The sequence below is a fragment of the Dyadobacter sp. genome, assembly GCF_017744695.1.
In the GTDB taxonomy this organism is placed as follows: Bacteria; Bacteroidota; Bacteroidia; order Cytophagales; family Spirosomataceae; genus Dyadobacter.
In genome coordinates, this window is record NZ_JAGIAS010000002.1 from 223,328 (window position 1) to 241,800 (window position 18,473).

Consider the following 18,473-nt stretch of genomic DNA (forward strand, 5'->3'; position numbering starts at 1 on the left):
CGGCGGCTCATTTAATCATTCATTCAATCATTCAAAATTTATTCACTCATTCACTCATTCAAAATTTAGCCCCCCGGCGTTCAAACTTTATTCGTTAATGCCTTCCAGCGCAAACATAAACGCGAACTGCAGCGCGATCTCCTTCAAATAATCGAACCGCCCCGATGCTCCGCCGTGGCCGGCTTCCATGTTCGTTTTTAGCAGCAGCACATTGTGGTCGGTTTTATGGGTCCTCAGGCGCGCTACCCATTTGGCAGGCTCGAAATACTGTACCTGGCTGTCGTGCAAACCAGTCGTAATGAGCATATTCGGATATGCTTTTTTCTCCACGTTATCATAGGGAGAATAGGATTTCATATAGTCGTACGAATCCTTGTTTTTCGGGTTACCCCATTCATCGAACTCATTGGTAGTGAGCGGAATACTTTCGTCGAGCATGGTAGTTACCACATCTACGAACGGCACATCGGCGATGATGCCGCGCCACAGGTCGGGACGCATATTGCTGATCGCCCCCATGAGCAGGCCGCCGGCGCTTCCGCCTTCAGCGAACAAATGCCCTTTGGAAGTGTAATTTTCCTTGATGAGGTATTCCGCGCAATCGATAAAATCGTTGAACGTGTTCTTTTTCTTGAACATTTTGCCGTCCTCGTACCATTGGCGGCCCATTTCCTGCCCACCTCGTATGTGTGCGAGCGCGTATATGAACCCGCGGTTGAGCAGGCTCAGGCGCGTGCTGCTGAACGCCGCGTCCATACTGTTCCCGTATGAACCATATGCGTAGAGCAAAAGCGGCGTTTCGGCGCTCTTCGGCGTACTTTTTTTATACACCACTGAAATCGGTACCTTCACGCCATCGCGTGCGGTGGCATACAAACGTTCCGTGACATATTCCTCGGGATTATAGCCCCCTACCACTTCCTGGCGCTTTTTCAGCTCCTTGTCACGGGTTTCCATGTTGTAGTCATACACCGAGCTTGGCGTTGTGAGCGAGGTGTAAATGTAGCGCAGCGTCGAGCTGTTGTATTCCGGGTTCGAGCCGGCGTATGCGGTATAAGCAGGCTCGCCAAAATCCACATAATGCTCCTTATTCGTACGGATATTCCGGATACGAAGCTGCAACAGGCCGTTTTTTCGCTCTGTGATCACCAGATGGTCCTTGAAAACATCGATACCTTCGAGCAGTACATCCGCGCGGTTGGGGATCACTTCCTTCCAGTTTTCGACGCCCGTTTGGGTCACCGGTGTTTCCATCAGCCTGAAATTCAGCGCGTCTTTATTGGTCACGATCAGGAACTTATCCCCCTGATGGTCAACGTCGTACAAAACATCCTTCATCCGGGGCTGAAACACTTCGAACTTGCCCTCCGGCTTGTCCGCGTCGAGGATCAGGTATTCCGACGACATCGTGGCCGAAGATGCGATCACAATGTATTTGTCCGATTTCGTCTTCCCCACCCCGATGTAGTTGCTCTTGTCCTTTTCATTGTAAACCACCACGTCCTTTTTCGAATCCGTACCAAGCGTGTGGCGCTTAATCTTCTCACTCAGGAGCGTCTTCGGGTTGGTAGCCGTGTAAAAAAGCGTTTTGTTATCATTCCCCCACTCCGAACCGCCGCTTGCCGGGTAAATCTTGTCGGCAAAATGCTCGCCGGTTTCCAGGTTTTTGATGTAAAGGGTGTATTGCCGTCTCGAAACGGTGTCGACCCCATAAGCCAGCAGCTTATTGTCCGGGCTTACATTAAAGCCCACCGCGGAATAATATGCATGACCTTCCGCCATTTTATCGACGTCGAGCAGGATCTCCTCGCTGGCTTCGAGCGAACCTTTCTTGCGGCAATATTTAAAATACTGCTCCCCTTCCTCGCTGCGGGTGTAGTACCAATACCCATTGCTGAACACCGGCACCGACTCGTCCTTCTCTTTGATCCGCCCCTTCATCTCGGAGAAAAGTGCTTCCTGAAACTTCGCGGTGCCCGCCATCATCGTATCGGTGTAGGCATTTTCGGCTTTCAGGTAGTCAACGACCTTATCGCTATCAGGCCCTTCCCGAAAGAAGTCGCCCATCCAGTAGTATTCGTCATTCCGTTTGTCGCCATGCATTCCGGTTTCATGGTCTTTCATTACTGCTACGGGAGGTGTGGCCCCCGGCCATTGATATGCTTGTTTCACGGGTTTGTTTTGGTTACACGAAAAAATGATAACAGTTAAAAGTAAGAAATTTTTCTTCATATGCAGGACGGGGTTATAGATGACTGTATTTCAATACATTAAGTTATTAACCAGAACTATAATTAGTATTATTAGTACAATACTTTTAATAAACCTTAACTTATTATAAGTATCTCACTTTCAATTATTTCTATACTTATTTTGATGAAAAATATATAATACTTATAATATTTTGAGAAAGTATTTAAAATATTAATCTAATCATACTTTTAATAAGTAAATAATAATGTTAGATATAAGCCTTTTAATACTTTTTATATTTTAAATTAATACCTGAAATACTGAACTTTCAATACATCCTCGAAGCCCGGGGCTGCTCGAATAGTATCATTCTTTTAAATTGTTCAAAACTTTTAATTAATACCAATAGTAATCCCCTAACAATACTTCTCAGGCAAATCCACAAAAAAGCGCCGGCAAACCCTTTCCGTCGCGGTAGTTGCATTATATTTGAGTTTCGATCATAAACTTACCTCATGGAAAAACCCGTTCACAAGCTATTCCTTCTGGACGCTATGGCCTTGATTTACAGGGCGCATTTCGCGTTCATCAAGGCGCCCCGCATCACTTCAAAAGGACTGAATACCAGTGCCGTTTTCGGCTTCACCAACACACTGCTCGAAGTACTGCAAAAAGAGAAACCTACCCATATCGGCGTTGCATTCGACACCGCGGCACCTACCTTCCGCCACGTGCAGTTCGAGGCTTACAAAGCCCAGCGTGAGGCGCAGCCCGAGGACATTACCGTGGCCATCCCGCTCGTGAAGCGCCTGCTAAGAGGCATGTGCATCCCTATTCTCGAAATGGACGGCTACGAGGCCGACGACATCATCGGTACCATCGCCAAAGAAGCATCACGGGAAGGCTTCGAGGTTTTCATGATGACGCCCGATAAAGATTACGGGCAATTGGTCGAACAGTACATACACATGTACAAGCCTGCATCCTTCGGTAAGGGTGCCGAAGTACTGGGCGTGCAGGAGATACTGGATCGCTGGCAAATCCAGCGCATCGACCAGGTTATCGACATTCTCGGTTTGATGGGCGACGCCGTCGATAATATCCCGGGCATTCCGGGCGTGGGCGAAAAAACGGCCCAGAAACTCATCCAGGAATACGACACGATCGAAAATCTGATCACACACGCCGATGAAATTAAGGGAAAACTCGGAGAAAAAGTACGTGAGAACTTCGATAAGGCTATTCTGAGCAAGCAGCTTGCGACGATCGATTGCAAAGTGCCTGTGCCATTCGACGCGGAGGACCTGACGATCTGTGCGCCGAATGCAGAGCTTATCGCCGAACTTTTCGACGAATTGGAATTTAAAACCCTGAAAACACGCGTTTTGGGCGGTTTCGCGACCGGGGGCTCGGTTGGTTCGGGCGGAACTACTGCTCCGACCACACGAACCGGCGCGGCTCCCGCGCCGAAGAAGAGCGCCCAAGGCCAACTCGATATTTTCGGCAATCCCACAGAAGAAATCGGCCAGCAACCGGCGGTTGTCAGCGGCGACCTCGCAGATGGCGAACTCACCGAAGACACCGAGGGTATCCGTATTCCGACTTCCAAAAAGACGATTGCCAATACCTTCCACCGGTACCACACCGTGGACACCCCCGAGCTCATGACCAGCCTGGCGCATTACCTGGGCTTACAAAAGGCGTTCTGTTTCGATACCGAAACGACCTCCCTCGATACCACCGATGCCCAACTGGTCGGCCTCTCGTTCTCATACCTCGCCGGCGAAGCATTTTACATTCCCGTACCCGCCGACCAGGCAAAAGCACAGGAGATTGTCGAGTATTTCCGCGGTGTTTTTGAGAATGAAAACATTGAAAAAATCGGCCAGAACATCAAGTATGACCTGCTGGTACTGAAAAATTACGGCATCGAAGTGCGTGGCAAACTGAGCGATACCATGCTTGCGCATTACCTGCTGCAACCGGATAAGCGACACGGAATGGACATCCTGGCCGCCTCCTACCTGAATTACGAACCGGTGTCGATCACTGAGCTCATTGGCAAAAAAGGAGGAAAACAGGGCAATATGCGCGATGTGGCGATCCCGGAAATTACCCAATATGCCGGGGAAGATGCTGACATTACCTTCCAGCTCAATGAAATTTTCAGTCGTGAGCTGCCGAAAGTGAATGCAGCAAAACTTTTCCATGAAGTCGAAATGCCGCTGACGAAAGTGCTGGCATCCATGGAGAATACCGGTGTAAGGCTGGATATCAATGCGTTGAAAGACATGTCGGCCGTACTGGAATCCGACCTTCGCCAGACGGAATCGGAGATTTACGAGGCCGCCGGACAGTCGTTCAATATCAGCTCCCCGAAACAGCTTGGCGAGGTCCTGTTCGAGAAAATGAAGCTGATCGACAAGCCGAAAAAGACCAAAACCGGGCAGTACGCAACAGGAGAAGAAATTCTTTCCGATCTGGAAGCAAATCACCTCATTGCACGTAAGATATTAGATTACCGCGAGTTACAGAAACTCAAATCGACTTACGTGGATGCGTTGCCAGCGATGGTAAGCAGCCGCACCGGTCGCATTCATACCTCCTACAACCAGGCCGTCGCAGCAACCGGCCGTTTGAGCTCCACCAACCCTAACCTGCAAAACATCCCGATCCGCACACCACGCGGGCGGGAAATCCGCAAGGCATTCGTACCTGATTCGGGCGATTTCCAGATCCTTTCGGCGGATTACTCGCAGATTGAGCTACGCATTATGGCGGCTTTCAGCGGCGATGCGAGCATGACGGAGGCCTTCAACCAGGGCCGCGATATCCACGCCACGACCGCCAGCAAGGTGTTTCAGGTACCGCTGGAAGAAGTGACCTCGGATATGCGCCGGAAGTCTAAAATGGTCAATTTTGGTATTATTTACGGCATTTCGGCATTCGGTCTCGCGCAGCGCCTGGGCATCCCGCGCGGGGAAGCGAGCGAGATCATCCGCGCCTATTTCGAGGAATTCCCGGCCGTAAAGGGTTATATGGACAAGGTCGTGAACGATGCCCGCGAGCGTGAGTATGTTGAAACCATCCTGGGGCGCCGCCGGTACCTGCCGGATATCAATTCCCGTAACCAGACCAACCGCGGTTATGCCGAACGAAACGCCATTAACGCCCCGATCCAGGGTTCGGCGGCCGATATGATTAAGGTTGCGATGATTAACATCCACGACTGGATGATCCGCGAAAAGCTCAAATCCCGCATGATCCTGCAAGTGCATGACGAATTGGTCTTCGACGCGCACCAAAGCGAGATCGATCTGCTGAAAGAAAAAGTAGACGAATTAATGCGAAATGCGATCCCTATGGCCGTGAGAATGGAAACCGGTATCGGTGTTGGCGCGAATTGGCTGGAAGCGCATTGATTTTTTTAGGGGAGGAAAGGGAGATTTAGTCATGTGTAGTCCGGTTTGGTCAGGTATTGTGTGATTCTAAGCAGTCAAAAGCAATAGCAATTGCACAACACCTGACAACACATGACAACACATGACTCCCTTTCCTCCTTCCTCCCTTTCTCCTTTACTTAGCCACCCACGTCCGCGTATTCAAATCGTCGGTTCCCTGACGTTTTACCGCTTCTTCGCGGTTAGCACCGTTCAGCGATTGTTCGGAGAGCGGGTAAATGAAGCGTACCGGCACGCGGTTCTGATTGAGGTTATCGGGTCCCGGCTTAATCTCCGGCATGCCTGTACGGCGCCAGTCGAACCAAGCCTCCAGACCATTGAAGTAGTAGGCAATCCATTTCTGCAATGCGATTTTGCCCAGTTTTTCAGCGCTGGTACCTGTGTAAGCCACAGCAGTTTGCGTAAAATAAGACGGATCGGGCGTTACGTTAATGCCGTACGACGACGGTACTACACTCTTCCAGTAATCGAAATTGCTCTGGACACCTTTTGTGTAATAACCTTCCGCGGTACCGGTCGTAATCCAGCCTTTTTCACTCGCCTCAGCGAGAATGAACTGCAATTCGGAATAATTCATGATAATTCCGCGTGGTGCTGCCGGATCCGGCGGTGCCTGCCCGGGATCATTGCACACGAGGCATGCGAAGGTGTAACCCACACGCGAAACACCTTGCGGGCCGCCATTGTAGTTCAGCGCAGGCACATCGCCCAGGCCATTGGGAACACCCTCGATCACCGGTTTACCAGCCGTTACAGACGATTGCGAAGGACGACCAAAAACCATCAGTCGCGGGTCTTTCAATGCGGTGAGGCGGTCGCTCAGCGTCTTGCTCACACGGAACTCGTCGAACGAACCAACGCGTGCGCCATACAACGCCCATTGATTCGGGGCAGCGGCGAGGTATTTCAGTTCCGCATTATCCTGAATACCTTCAAAAATCGGGTTTTTCGCCGGGTCTGCCAGGATAGCCTGCATGTCGGCCTTCACATCCTTCTGCTTCGAGATACGCATCAGGTAGCGCAGGCGAAGCGAATTCGCAAGTTTCCGCCATTTGATCAATGAACCGGTGCCTCCTCCGTAAAGAATGTCCCCGGAGACCGCCGTTGAGCTGTTAGCGAGAATATCGTTGGCTGTTTTGAGATCTGCCAGGACACCCGCGTAAACGCTTTCCTGCGTGTCGTATTTGGGCAGGTAAACACCATCGGTCTTGCCCTTTGTCGCTTCCGTGTAGGGGATATCGCCGTAAGCGTCGGTTGCCAGTGCGAACATCCACGATTTCAGGATCAGCGCGATGCCTTTGTAGGCATTCGCATCGTCGGTACCAACCCGGTCAAGGATGTTTTTAACATTACGCATATTGCCATACACGTTGTCCCAGATGCTGTTTTGCTGGCCCCACAGGTAGCGATCTTCGTTTACGAACTGGATTTTGGCGTGGTGCTGCACCACGATATTTCCAATGCCCCAGGCGTCGTTGACCTGGCTGTTCACCATGTTCCGGATCACGCCTGCCAGGAGCAGATCGGGCGTGACGTCGTTCGGAACGTTGTTGTTGGTATTAACTTCCTCAAAGTCGTTGGTACATGCCCCCGCCGACAAGGTCAGCGCTGCCATGATATATATCGGAATAAGCTTTTTCATTGTCTTCCAATTGAGATTTTACAGTTTGAAACTTACATTGAAACCATAGCTGCGGCTGGAAGGGATCGACATGTATTCGATACCCGGCAATGCAGTCCCGCCATTGTAAGCCATTGTTTCAGGATCTACGTGCGGCACTTTCGACCACAATGCGAGGTTCCGGGCCACGAATGAAACCGTGATGTTTTTGAGCGGTGAATTACCCAACAGGCGGTTCGGGATCGAATAACCCAGCTGTACTTCGCGAAGCTTCACAAACGACGCGTCATACATTACCCCTTCGGCGATATTACGGCCACCGGTGAATGCGGTATGCCATGCGCGTGCAGTGAGTTTCACATCGTTTTTGCTGAAAGTACCGTCTGCGTTCTGTACCACGCCGTCACCGATCACGCCGTTACCCGGTTTGCTCAGATCGTAGCCGTCCGCACGGCCTTCGAGGGTTTCCTTGATGATACCACCCTCGCGACCAACCACTTGTGTTTCAGAGAAGATCTTACCTCCGTGGCGAACGTCGAACAGGAAGCTGAATTTCACATTCTTGTAATTGAACTGATTGGAAATACCTGCCAGCCAGTCGGGATTGTAGTTACCCATTTTCTGAACGTTGGTAGTAGGTACCGGACGACCGTCTTTATAAACGATCTGGCCTACATTCTGACCCGTTGCGTCATAATAGGGCAACGAAGCGCTGGTGTTCTGCACGCGCGCGAATGCGATCCCGTACATATCCCCCATGCGCTCGCCTACGCGTGCCTCGATGCTCACGCCTTTGCTCGCCATCACGAAGTTGTTGATACCATCGGAAAGTTCGAGTACTTTACTTCGGTTGGCCGAGAAATTGACGCCGATATTCCATTTGAAATCGTTGATTTCCACCGGCGTTACATTCAGCATGGTTTCAAAACCCCAGTTTTTGATCTCACCCGCGTTGAAAAAACGGCCATTGTAGCCTGTCGTCGAGGAAAGCGGGATTTGCAGGATCTGGTTTTTGGTTTTGCTCTGATAGTAAGTAAAATCCAGGCCGACCCGGTTCTTGAAAAAACGCAGGTCTGCACCGATTTCATAGGCCGTACTGATCTCCGGTTTCAGGTTCAGGTTCGCCAAACGATCCGTTTCACCGTAAATCTGCGAGCTTCCGAAAGGTGTGCTCGGATTGAATGCCTGGGTAAATGTAAACGGATCGGTATCATTACCTACCTGTGCGAAACTGGCGCGGGCTTTCGCAAATGAGATGACCTCGGGAAGCTTCACCATATCGCTCACTACGGCGCTCAAAGCTACCGATGGATAGAAATACGAGTTGTTTTCCGTACCAAACGATTTCAAGGCCGTAGGGAGCGTCAATGCGCTACTCCAGTCGTTACGGGCGGTAATGTCCAGGAACAGGTAATTGCGGAACGACACCGATGCCGAACCGTACAAGCTGTTGATACGCTTGCCTACCTTGCTTTGCGACGCTACCAGCGCAATGCGCGAGTTGGTGAGGTTGTAAATACCCGGTAAGTTCAGCTGACCCGCATTTTCCTCGTCGTAAATCGAGCTCTGGCGGTTCTGGTTACCCCCAAATGTCGCCGATACATTGAAATCCTTGCTGATATCCTTATTGAACGACAAAAGGAAATCGGTGTTACGCTCTTCGGTGTTGACTTTCACCTCGCGGTACTGTCCGAACGGGAAACGCTGCGTACTGAACGCGCGACGGTATTCACGGCGCTCGTTGCCCCAGTCGGTCGCGGTACGGACTTGCAGGCTCAGCCAGTCGGTGAAATCGTATTTCAGGATCACATTACCGATAATGCGGTTCACATCCTGGCCGTTGGTGTTCTCGTAAACCGTCAGGTAAGGGTTATCGTGGTAGTTGTAGTTCCAGCTGAACTGGCGCCGTCCTTCCAGACCGTTCATCCATAAACGTTCCATATCCGACACCTTCACCGAACGTGGCAGCCAGCAGTTGAAGAGGTACATAATACTCTCCGTACCGTAGCTGATCGACGGGCGGTTGCCGCTTGCGCTTTTGATATAGCTCACGAATGTTTTTGCCGAAAACTTCTTGGTGAGGTTGTAACCCGCACTCAATGAGACGGTATGCCGCTTCAAATCCGTATTGGGCACGATACCTGTCTGATCGAGATTGGTATACGACAAGCGGAAACTCCCCTGGTCGTTATTGCCGATCAACGCGATATTGTTGGTCAGTGTGCGACCGGTGCGCAGGAAGTTCTTCAAACCATCTACGTCTGGTAACCAGGGAGTTGGCGTAATAACGCTTCCAGCCGGGGCATTCAGGTCGCCACCGAGGAAAGGAATTACCTGTCCGTTCAGTGTGCGCGGCGAATTGTACTGCGGGTAGCTCTGGCCTTTGAATTCAGGCCCCCAGCCTTCGTCGGTACCGTCCGTAAGACCGCCTCCGGCTCCGTTCACAAACGCGAAATCGCCTCCGTTACCGTTACCCTGCCCGTATTTGTTCTGATATTCAGGCAATTTCAATGCGCGTTCGAAAGTGGTGTTGCTATTCACCTCCACCCCGATGCCCTTATTGCCCTTACCCGATTTGGTCGTAATGAGGATCACCCCGTTGGCGGCCCGCGAACCGTACAACGCCGCAGCCGCAGGCCCTTTCAGTACGCTCATGGTTTCGACATCATCCGGATTGATAAAGCTTGCGCCATTCCCGAAATCGACTTCCAGGTTACCCTGGCCTGAACCGCCGGTGATGGAGTTGCTGATCGGCACCCCGTCGATCACATACAGCGGCTGGTTTTTGTTCAAATCCACCGACCGCTCTCCCCGGATCGTCACGCGGGCAGAACCGCCGATACCCGACGGGCTTCCAACGACCGTCACCCCGGCTACTTTACCGGCCAACTGGTTCACAATGTTGGTCTCACGCGCGGTAACAATGCTCTCGCCTTTCAGCTCCTGCACCGCATAGCCCAGCTTACGAACGTCCTTCTTAATACCCAGGGCCGTTACAACCACTTCCTGTAACTGCTTCTGGTCCGTAAAAAGTACAACATCCGCGATTGAGCGGCCATTTACGGCTACATCGTGCGACACATAGCCCAGGAACGAGAACGTCAGCACCGCATTCGCCCCTTTGACGCTGATCTGGTACTTTCCGTTCGAGTCCGTTACAGTGCCATTGTTAGTTCCTTTTTCGATCACACTCACTCCGGCAAGGGGCAGCTTGTCATCGTCGGCAGTCACCTGGCCGGTCACCACCGACTGCGCGATGCCCGCGTGGCAATAGAGCAGCCCCGTGAGCATAAGCCCGGTGTACGCGCTTCTTCTGAAAATACTCAGCCGGAAGCATAAGTAAAATTTTTTGATCATGAGCACTTAGGTTGTTATAGGTGAGAAAAGAAATGCAACAGGCAAAATCCGCCCTGGAAAACGCAAAAATCCGGTTAATTACAGTTTGTCATGTTAAGTATTTATTAACATAACATCAACAAATCCAGCGGCTTGGGTTACATCCCGGATAGCCGGTACTGACTACTGATCAATGCTTGGAAATTTCATGAATTACCACTCCTGTCACTCCCGCCACACAAGCGCCGCGATCGCGCGCCCACGTCGTGCCCCTTTAAATTTACAAAAACGCATTTATAAAAAAAGCAACCACATATTCTCTTACCGGACTGTATCTAAGCATTTTACAGAAATGGGGCCTCAGAAACAGTCACAGGCATATTGTGATTTTGAAATAATGCATAAAAATCTTTGAAGAGGACTATTTCAAACCGTATTAGCCAACATCCGGTAACCCATTTCGACTGCCATCCGCATCATCGAAGTCAACCCTAGCCGCTATACGCGGGATAGTATATATTCATCATTGTTAAACTTTTGAGCAGCCCGCATAACCCCTTTCTTATGTCCCAAAACCCTTCAAAAAATTCATACAATTCCAGATATAATAGAAAAAAAAATACCGAACTTCGCTTTTTAATTGTAAACAATACACTTAATCGATTCCAATGCATCAATTGTTTCAGAAAGTCTCCCTGCTGTTTCTGGCTTGTCCGGCGATGGTGATGGGCCAGACAGCGAAGGGAAATTATTCTCCGCTTCCCCTCAAAGATCTCAGCGCATTTGAAAGCGCCGCCGCCAACTGGTCGATACAAGGAGGCATTTCCATTCACCCCTCCGGCGCGGTAAAGCCCAAAACACTCGCCGGCGATGGCGTGCTGGTCGGAAATGCCGGGACCGTGCTGATCACCAAACTGAAAGCAAGCGACCTGCGGCTCTACATTGAATTCAATGTAGAGCCCGGAGCCGAAGGAAACATCATCCTGCCCGGCGGACAGAAGGTGAAGATTTCCGACAGTAGCAAACAAAAAACAGCGGACGCATCGACATCGGGTTATATCGGTCAGTTTCCGAACCAGAACGCGGCCAAGTCGGCAGGCCTCTGGCAAACGCTCGAACTCTCCTATGATGCATCGGTACAACATATTCCTAACTCCGCCCGCCTGAACACCCTTTCGCTCAACGGCGTTACCGTCCTGGAAACGGTTTACCTCCCCAATTCCAAAACTGCCGCCGACGGCCAACCTATCGCATTCGAGGTGACCAAAGGCAGCATCGCATTCCGCAACGTGGGCTACCAACTCCTTGCTAATCGTAAACCATTGTCGATCAGCAACCTGAATTACAAGGTATATGGCGACAAATGGGATGCCAAAGAATATAGCAAGCTGGATCACCAAGGCCAGTCGCCCGTGCTAACGCAGGAAGTGACCAACGGGATGCGTGAATTTCACCTGGTGTACGAAGGTGATATCGACGTAACCGAGGCCGGCGATTACATTTTCACGACCATTTACTCCGGCCCCGTTCTTTCGGTTGATATCGACGGCAAAAGCGTGGTATCATCCGGTGAAGCCACTTCGCAGGAAACGCACACAGGCTCCATGAACCTTACGCAGGGCAAACACAAATTCAAGGTCTACTACTCACGCTTCCCATGGCGCCCGGCTGCATTGGGAATCCGCGTAGAGAAATCGGGGGTGCGTCCGTACGACTTGCATGCATTGTCGTCCCTCCCCGAGCCCGAGCCTAAACCGTACATCAGTGTAACGCCCGATATGCGTCCTGAAATGGTGCGCTCGTTCATTCTGCTGGACGGCGAAAAATACAAGCGCACACACTGTATTTCCGTTGGCAGCCCCGACGGCTGGAACTACACCGTAGATTTGAACCGTGGTGCGCTGGTACAAGCATGGCGCGGGCAATTTGCGGACGTGACCGAAATGTGGTACGAGCGCGGCGAACCGCAACTCCTCTTCCCCGCGGGACTGAAAGTACATGTCTCAGGACGCAGCAGCATAGCGTTGCTTGACAATGCCAATACAGTATGGCCCGACTCTTCCAATATCAATTTCCTGGGCTACAAGATCGATCCGAAAGGTTATCCTGTGTTTCGCTATGCGATCGGTTCCGCGACGGTGAGTGACGAACTCGTGTCCGGTGGCAATAGCCTCTCACGCACATTCCGCGTGGACGGCACGCCTGCGGGCTCTCTGTACTCGCTCCTCGCGAGCGGGAAGCAGATCACCGAAATAGAGAAAGGATTGTTCCAGATCGACGACCGCTTTTTTGTGCAGGTTGATAAAAAAGCCAAAGCGGTGGTTCGCCCCGCGGGCGAAATGAAGGAGCTGATCCTTCCCGTTTCCAACGCGACGAGCTATTCACTGTTTTGGTAAGAACCTCATTATCTGATTCGTATAGATGAAAAATATTCTTTTAACTACCTTGATTACCGTCGGCTGCACCAGTGCATTTGCGCAGTCGAAACCCAATAAAATCGACGATTACTACCGCATTATCACCATTCCGATTCCGGAGAACATCAAAATGGAAATCGGTGGCATGCAGGTCCTGCCCGACGGCCGCCTCGCTACTTCCACCCGCCGCGGGGAGGTTTGGATGATCGGTAACCCCTATCTGAAAGGCGACGGCAAGCCTTCGTTTCACCGTTTCGCGTCGGGCCTCCACGAGCCGCTGGGCTTGTATTACCGCGGAAAGGACTTCCTTGTATCCCAGCGCGGCGAAGTTACCCGCCTCGAAGACACCGATCACGATGGCGTAGCCGATGTGTATGATTCTTTTTCGCGTTGGCCCTTGTCGGGTAACTACCACCAGTATTCCTACGGCCCGGTAGCGATGCCGAACGGCGAAATGCTGGTGACCCTCAACCTTGACTGGGTGGGCCGCGGTGCGAGCCAGTCGAAATGGCGTGGATGGATGCTGAAACTCGGCCAGGATGGCAAGCTGACGCCATGGGCAACCGGTTTACGCTCCCCATCGGGCTTCGGCTCGTATAAGGGCGATATTTTCTATACCGAAAACCAGGGCGACTGGGTAGGTTCCGGCCGCATGACACACCTTGAAAAAGGCGATTTCGCAGGTAACCCGGCGGGTCTGCGTTGGAGCAAAGAAGAAGGATCGCCCGTGAAGCTGACACCCGAAGACGTTCCAAGCACCGGCGAGCCGCTTTATGATGTAGCCAAGAAAGTGCCGGGCCTGAAACCGCCAGCTGTATGGTTCCCGCACACGCTTGTGGGTATTTCGACCTCAGATTTCAAGGAAGACATTACCAACGGCGCATTTGGGCCGTTTGCGGGACAAATGTTCGTGGGCGACCAGGGGCATAGCATCATTACCCGTGTAGACCTCGAAAAAGTAAATGGTGTGTGGCAGGGAACCGTTTTCCCTTTCCGCGAAGGTTTCATGTCGGGGATTCTCCGCCTCGAATGGGGCCTGGATGGCTCAATGTTCGTGGGACAGACCAGCCGCGGATGGGCAGCGACGGGCAAGGAGGAGTTTGGTATCCAACGACTCGTGTGGACCGGTAAAATGCCGTTCGAGATGAAAACTGTACGTTCTATGCCCGACGGTTTTGAAATCACATTCACCAGCCCCGTCGATAAAAAAGCGGCAGCGGAGCAGGATGCGTACAAAATGAACAGCTTCACCTACCGCTACCACCGCACTTACGGTAGCCCGATCATCAACACCGAGGAGGTGCCGTTGAAAGGCATTATCGTTTCGGAAGACGGTCTTCGCGTACGTCTGGTAGTCGATCCGGCGGCATTGCGTAAAGGCTACATCCACGAAATCAAAGCGGAAGGCGTGAAATCGACCGATGGCAATAACCTCCTGCATTCAACCGGTTACTATACATTGAATGAGATCGCAGGCGGACAGCCAGCCAGCGCATCCCAGTTCACGACCACCGCGAAAGCGGCAGCGGTCGACCACAGCGCGCATATGGCCGCCGCATCCGGCTCGGCCACTGCCGAAACGGCATCCAATACCGCCGCATCGGCCAAGCGCGTCACCGAAATGCCGGCCAGCTGGACCAATGGCCCCGACCAGGTGGTGACCATCGGTACCGTACCGGGCTTGAAATTTGACATTTCGGAAATCCAGGTAAAAGCGGGAAGCAAAATCAAAGTCGTGTTCAACAACAACGACGATATGCTGCATAACCTCGTCATTACCAAGCCCGGAGCCGCCAATGCAGTGGGTGAAGCAGGTTTGAACCTTGGTTTGAAAGGAACGGAACTGAATTACGTGCCAAAAACCAACGACGTCCTTTTCCATACCAACATTGTAGAGCCAGAGAAATCGGAAGCGATCTATTTCATCGCTCCGAAACAAGCCGGCACCTATCAGTTCGTCTGCACTTTCCCCGGCCATTATTCGTTGATGCAGGGGAAACTCAAAGTAGTTAAGTAGCCAACCCGGTTGGCCTCCCAGCGGGGCGGAAAGACACCGCCCCGCTTTATTTTCCCCCACATTTCCAAAACTGAATAATTACGCCATTTCACAAGGAGAATGCCACAAGCGGCCGCTTTGATTGGTATAATTCATTGATTTAATACAACATTGCCGTTACATTAAAGATTTGAATCACGAAGAACACATATCGGATGCCAGCGAACTGAATATCAGGCTCTGGCAGCGGTTCAAAGCCGGCGACGCGGAAGCGCTCGGGCAACTCGCCCAAACGCACTACCGGGCGCTGTACAATTATGCCACCAAGTTTTCGTCGGATCCCGATTTCATCCGCGATTCCATCCAGGAACTTTACCTCGAACTCTGGGAACGCCGCAACTTTCTCTCCGAAACCGCATTCGTCAAATCCTACCTCCTCAAAGCACTCCGCCACAAGCTTATCAAGGAAAGCATACGCCTCAAACGCTTTCATGAGCCGCAGCTAGCCATTTTCGACACCGACCCATCGGCACCGTCCATCGAAACCAATATCATCGAAGACGAGCATATCCGCTTCCAGAACGGCCATCTCAAACGCATCATTTCCCTGCTCTCCAAACGCCAGCAGGAGATCATCTACCTTCGCTTCTACCAAAACCTCGACAACGAAGACATCGCAAACATCATGGGCCTCGGCCGCCAGAGCGTATCCAATCTGCTTTACCGGACATTGAAAGAGATTAAGGAGATATGGGCACCCGCGGAGTTTTTCTGGTTGCTGGTGGTGCTTTTGTCATAGCCTGGAAAAGGGAGGAAGGAGAAAAGGAGGAAGGAGAAACGCAAATAGCACGAAGGTGAATCTTCGTGCCGACTATTCGCAGGCCTCCGGTCGGACGGTGCGGCAATGGCGATCCTTTACCCTTAAAAATGCATTTACCGATGGACCATAGGCTCTCGAATTGTACCAATTTCAAAGAGGTATTGCTTTGCTCTAGTGGTAACAGTTCCCCGGAGGGGTGTCCTGTTTGTAGAAAAGCCCGATGTGTGCCACCGCGTGGCTCCATCGGAGCCTCCTGAGCCGTTTCGAGGATACTCCTCCGGAGCAGGTTTATCTGTACTTGTGCCGGTTTCCAGAAACAGTAGGCCGCTCTGCGGCCGCAAGTCGCTACCAATCGCCGTCCCGGCCTCGATCACCCTAGACAAACAATGCCACTAGGCATGCAATATTGGTAGCCCCGTGCTCCACGATGCCCGTCAATGCCCCTGGGCATGCAACAACCATGCATTGCGCCGGCTATCAGTTACATCCCTAACGGGATTTTATGATACACCGAATATCCAGCTGCTACCAATATTACATCGCTACGCGATTCTTTGTCTCTTATACTCTTTCGTAATGGTCGCAATGGCGCGAAGGTGGACCTTCGCGCCGACTATTCGCAGGCCTCCGGCCGGACGATGCGGCAATGGCGATCCTTTACCCTTAAAAATGCATTTACCGATGTACCGCGCTGGCTCCGGAGGAGCCTCCTGAGCCGTTCGAGGATACTCCTCCGGAGTAGGTTTATCCGTATTTGTGCCGGTTTCTAGAAACAGTAGGCCGCTCTGCGGCCGCAAGTCACAACCAATCGCCGTCCCGGCCTCGATCACGCTAAGCAAACAATGCCGCTAGGCATAAAATATACGTCGCTCTGGTGTCTCACAATGCCCGTCAATGCCCCTGGGCATGCAACAACCATGCATTGCGCCGGCTATCAGTTACATCCCTAACGGGATTTTATGATACACCGAATCGAATGCTGCTACCAATATTACATCGCTACGCGATTCTTTGTCTCTAATACTTTTTCACAATGGTCGCAATGGCGCAATGGCGCGAAGGTCCACCTTCGTGCCGACTATTCGCAGGCCTCCGGCCGGGCAGGAATGCAATGTCGTGTTGAGGGATCGACGTTGCCACACGCCCGGCCGGAGGCCTGCGAATAGTACACACAAATCAAGAGATTTGCGCGAGCTGTACGGCAGCGCTACACAATACTTTTTATATTTCAATACAAATTAAATGCTATTAACTAATTAAACATCTAATACTTTCTATACATTAATACCATTTATAACATTCCTCCCTTTTCCCCTTCCTCCATCCTCCTTTCTCCCCTCTTCTATCACTTTTCAAAATTTTTTTTGACTTTTTTGGTTATGCTGGTACTGAAAACAGACATACCATTTTAAAGAGCCTGCAAATGCTCTAAACCGTATGTTTTTGTTTTGCCGATGAGCTTACACCGAATCTTTACCGTGGAGGAACTGGCGACGGACGAATCGTTCCGGCGCTGGGTGATGGCGCCTACACCCGAACTCGACCGTTACTGGCAGCAATGGCTGCAACAAAACCCCGATCGTGCGGGCATCGCGGCGCGTGCACGGGAACTGGTCCTCGCGGTGCATGAAATTTACAAGGATGACCTTTCGGACGAAATGCTCCGGCATGAAATCGCGGAGATCACGCGCATTGCCGGCGAACGCAAAGCCGAAGGGAGCCTGCCATTTTACCAGCGAGCGGTTTGGAGAGCTGCGGCGGTACTTCTGCTCACCGGCGGACTGAGCTGGCTTTACTACACGACACATAATACAATAGCGCCATCAGAAAAAGGAAAGCAACTGGCTTTGGAGAGTGAAATGCTGGTCAAAAATAACCCGACCGAAGTGGAAATGACGGTGCTGTTAAGCGACAACAGCGTGGCTACACTGGCCAAAGGCAGCAGCATCCGGTATCCCAGGCATTTCGCAGCGCACGAGCGACGCGTGTACCTTACGGGCGAGGCGTTTTTTGATGTCTCCAAAAACCCCGAACGGCCATTCCTGGTCTATACCAACGAAACCGTCACCAAAGTACTCGGGACGAGCTTCCGCATCCAGGCTTTTGAGGGTGATAACACCGAAATGGTGGCTGTAAAAACCGGGCGTGTGTCGGTGTATGCCAAGCAGGAATATGAAGCCTCGCAGGGACCCAAGCCCGCGGGGGTAATCCTGAACCCCAACCAGCAGGTGGTGTTCAACCGCAAGGAGAACAAGCTGGAAAAAGCCATTGCGGCCAATCCGGTGCTACTGGCGGAGTCGGTTGTGCTGAAAGACCAGGTATTCGACGACCGGCCCGTTACCGAAGTGTTCGATGCGCTGGCAAAGGCCTACGGGATCGGTATCAGATACCAGGCCGAAACGCTTTCCAACTGCATGATCAGCGCGCAGTTTAATGAAGAAAACCTGAAGCAACGATTGAATGCGATATGCCAGGCGATTGGCGCCGGCTATGATATGGAAAATGGTCTCGTTGTGATCAGCTCCAAAGGTTGTAACTGAGGAAAATGTCAGGAAGTCATTAACAACCAGGATCTTTTCAAAGTTACATAAGGCTATGGAAGTAGCAATTTCAAAATTCTAAACCCTTT

General features: G+C 51.6%; 9 protein-coding genes. 6 read left to right on the top strand and 3 right to left on the bottom strand.

From position 1 onward, the window contains the following. Positions 1-87: 87 nt before the first annotated feature. Entirely contained in the window at positions 88-2,232 is a 2,145-nt protein-coding gene (locus tag J7619_RS08485) for a S9 family peptidase (RefSeq protein ID WP_409012715.1), read from the bottom strand. Between the two features lie 476 nt (positions 2,233-2,708). Here J7619_RS08485 and polA point away from each other — a divergent pair, with 476 nt between their 5' ends. After that, entirely contained in the window at positions 2,709-5,615 is a 2,907-nt protein-coding gene (gene polA, locus J7619_RS08490) for a DNA polymerase I (protein ID WP_291196936.1), read from the top strand. Between the two features lie 154 nt (positions 5,616-5,769). On the opposite strand, the gene J7619_RS08495 is transcribed toward polA, so the two are convergent. Both J7619_RS08495 and J7619_RS08500 read right to left on the bottom strand, forming a co-directional pair. Continuing rightward, entirely contained in the window at positions 5,770-7,296 is a 1,527-nt protein-coding gene (locus J7619_RS08495) for a SusD/RagB family nutrient-binding outer membrane lipoprotein (protein WP_291196938.1), read from the bottom strand. Positions 7,297-7,314: 18 nt separating this feature from the next. Further along, positions 7,315-10,632, bottom strand: coding sequence for a SusC/RagA family TonB-linked outer membrane protein (locus J7619_RS08500; RefSeq protein ID WP_291196940.1), 3,318 nt, complete (start codon positions 10,630-10,632; stop codon positions 7,315-7,317). Positions 10,633-11,279: 647 nt separating this feature from the next. Between J7619_RS08500 and J7619_RS08505 the strand changes: the two genes are divergently transcribed. From J7619_RS08505 to J7619_RS08525, 5 genes are all read left to right on the top strand, one after another. Further along, complete coding sequence (locus tag J7619_RS08505; RefSeq protein ID WP_291196942.1) at positions 11,280-13,007, top strand: family 16 glycoside hydrolase; 1,728 nt, start codon at positions 11,280-11,282, stop codon at positions 13,005-13,007. Positions 13,008-13,032: 25 nt separating this feature from the next. Continuing rightward, a complete protein-coding gene (locus J7619_RS08510; protein WP_291196944.1) occupies positions 13,033-15,045 on the top strand; it encodes a plastocyanin/azurin family copper-binding protein in 2,013 nt (670 codons plus the stop codon). A 169-nt stretch (positions 15,046-15,214) separates the two neighbouring features. Beyond that, complete coding sequence (locus J7619_RS08515) at positions 15,215-15,823, top strand: RNA polymerase sigma factor (protein WP_291196946.1); 609 nt, start codon at positions 15,215-15,217, stop codon at positions 15,821-15,823. Positions 15,824-16,803: 980 nt separating this feature from the next. Continuing rightward, complete coding sequence (locus J7619_RS08520) at positions 16,804-17,010, top strand: hypothetical protein (RefSeq protein WP_291196948.1); 207 nt, start codon at positions 16,804-16,806, stop codon at positions 17,008-17,010. 288 nt (positions 17,011-17,298) lie between these two features. Further along, positions 17,299-18,384, top strand: a complete 1,086-nt coding sequence (locus tag J7619_RS08525; protein ID WP_291196950.1) for a FecR family protein — start codon at positions 17,299-17,301, stop codon at positions 18,382-18,384. Positions 18,385-18,473: the final 89 nt, after the last annotated feature.

Excerpts from the sequence above, each read along its gene's own strand:
- J7619_RS08485 (WP_409012715.1), bottom strand. The coding sequence starts at position 2,232 with ATGAAGAAAAATTTCTTACTTTTAACTGTTATCATTTTTTCGTGTAAC.
- polA (WP_291196936.1), top strand. The coding sequence starts at position 2,709 with ATGGAAAAACCCGTTCACAAGCTATTCCTTCTGGACGCTATGGCCTTG.
- J7619_RS08495 (WP_291196938.1), bottom strand. The coding sequence starts at position 7,296 with ATGAAAAAGCTTATTCCGATATATATCATGGCAGCGCTGACCTTGTCG.
- J7619_RS08500 (WP_291196940.1), bottom strand. The coding sequence starts at position 10,632 with ATGATCAAAAAATTTTACTTATGCTTCCGGCTGAGTATTTTCAGAAGA.
- J7619_RS08505 (WP_291196942.1), top strand. The coding sequence starts at position 11,280 with ATGCATCAATTGTTTCAGAAAGTCTCCCTGCTGTTTCTGGCTTGTCCG.
- J7619_RS08510 (WP_291196944.1), top strand. The coding sequence starts at position 13,033 with ATGAAAAATATTCTTTTAACTACCTTGATTACCGTCGGCTGCACCAGT.
- J7619_RS08520 (WP_291196948.1), top strand. The coding sequence starts at position 16,804 with ATGATACACCGAATCGAATGCTGCTACCAATATTACATCGCTACGCGA.
- J7619_RS08525 (WP_291196950.1), top strand. The coding sequence starts at position 17,299 with ATGAGCTTACACCGAATCTTTACCGTGGAGGAACTGGCGACGGACGAA.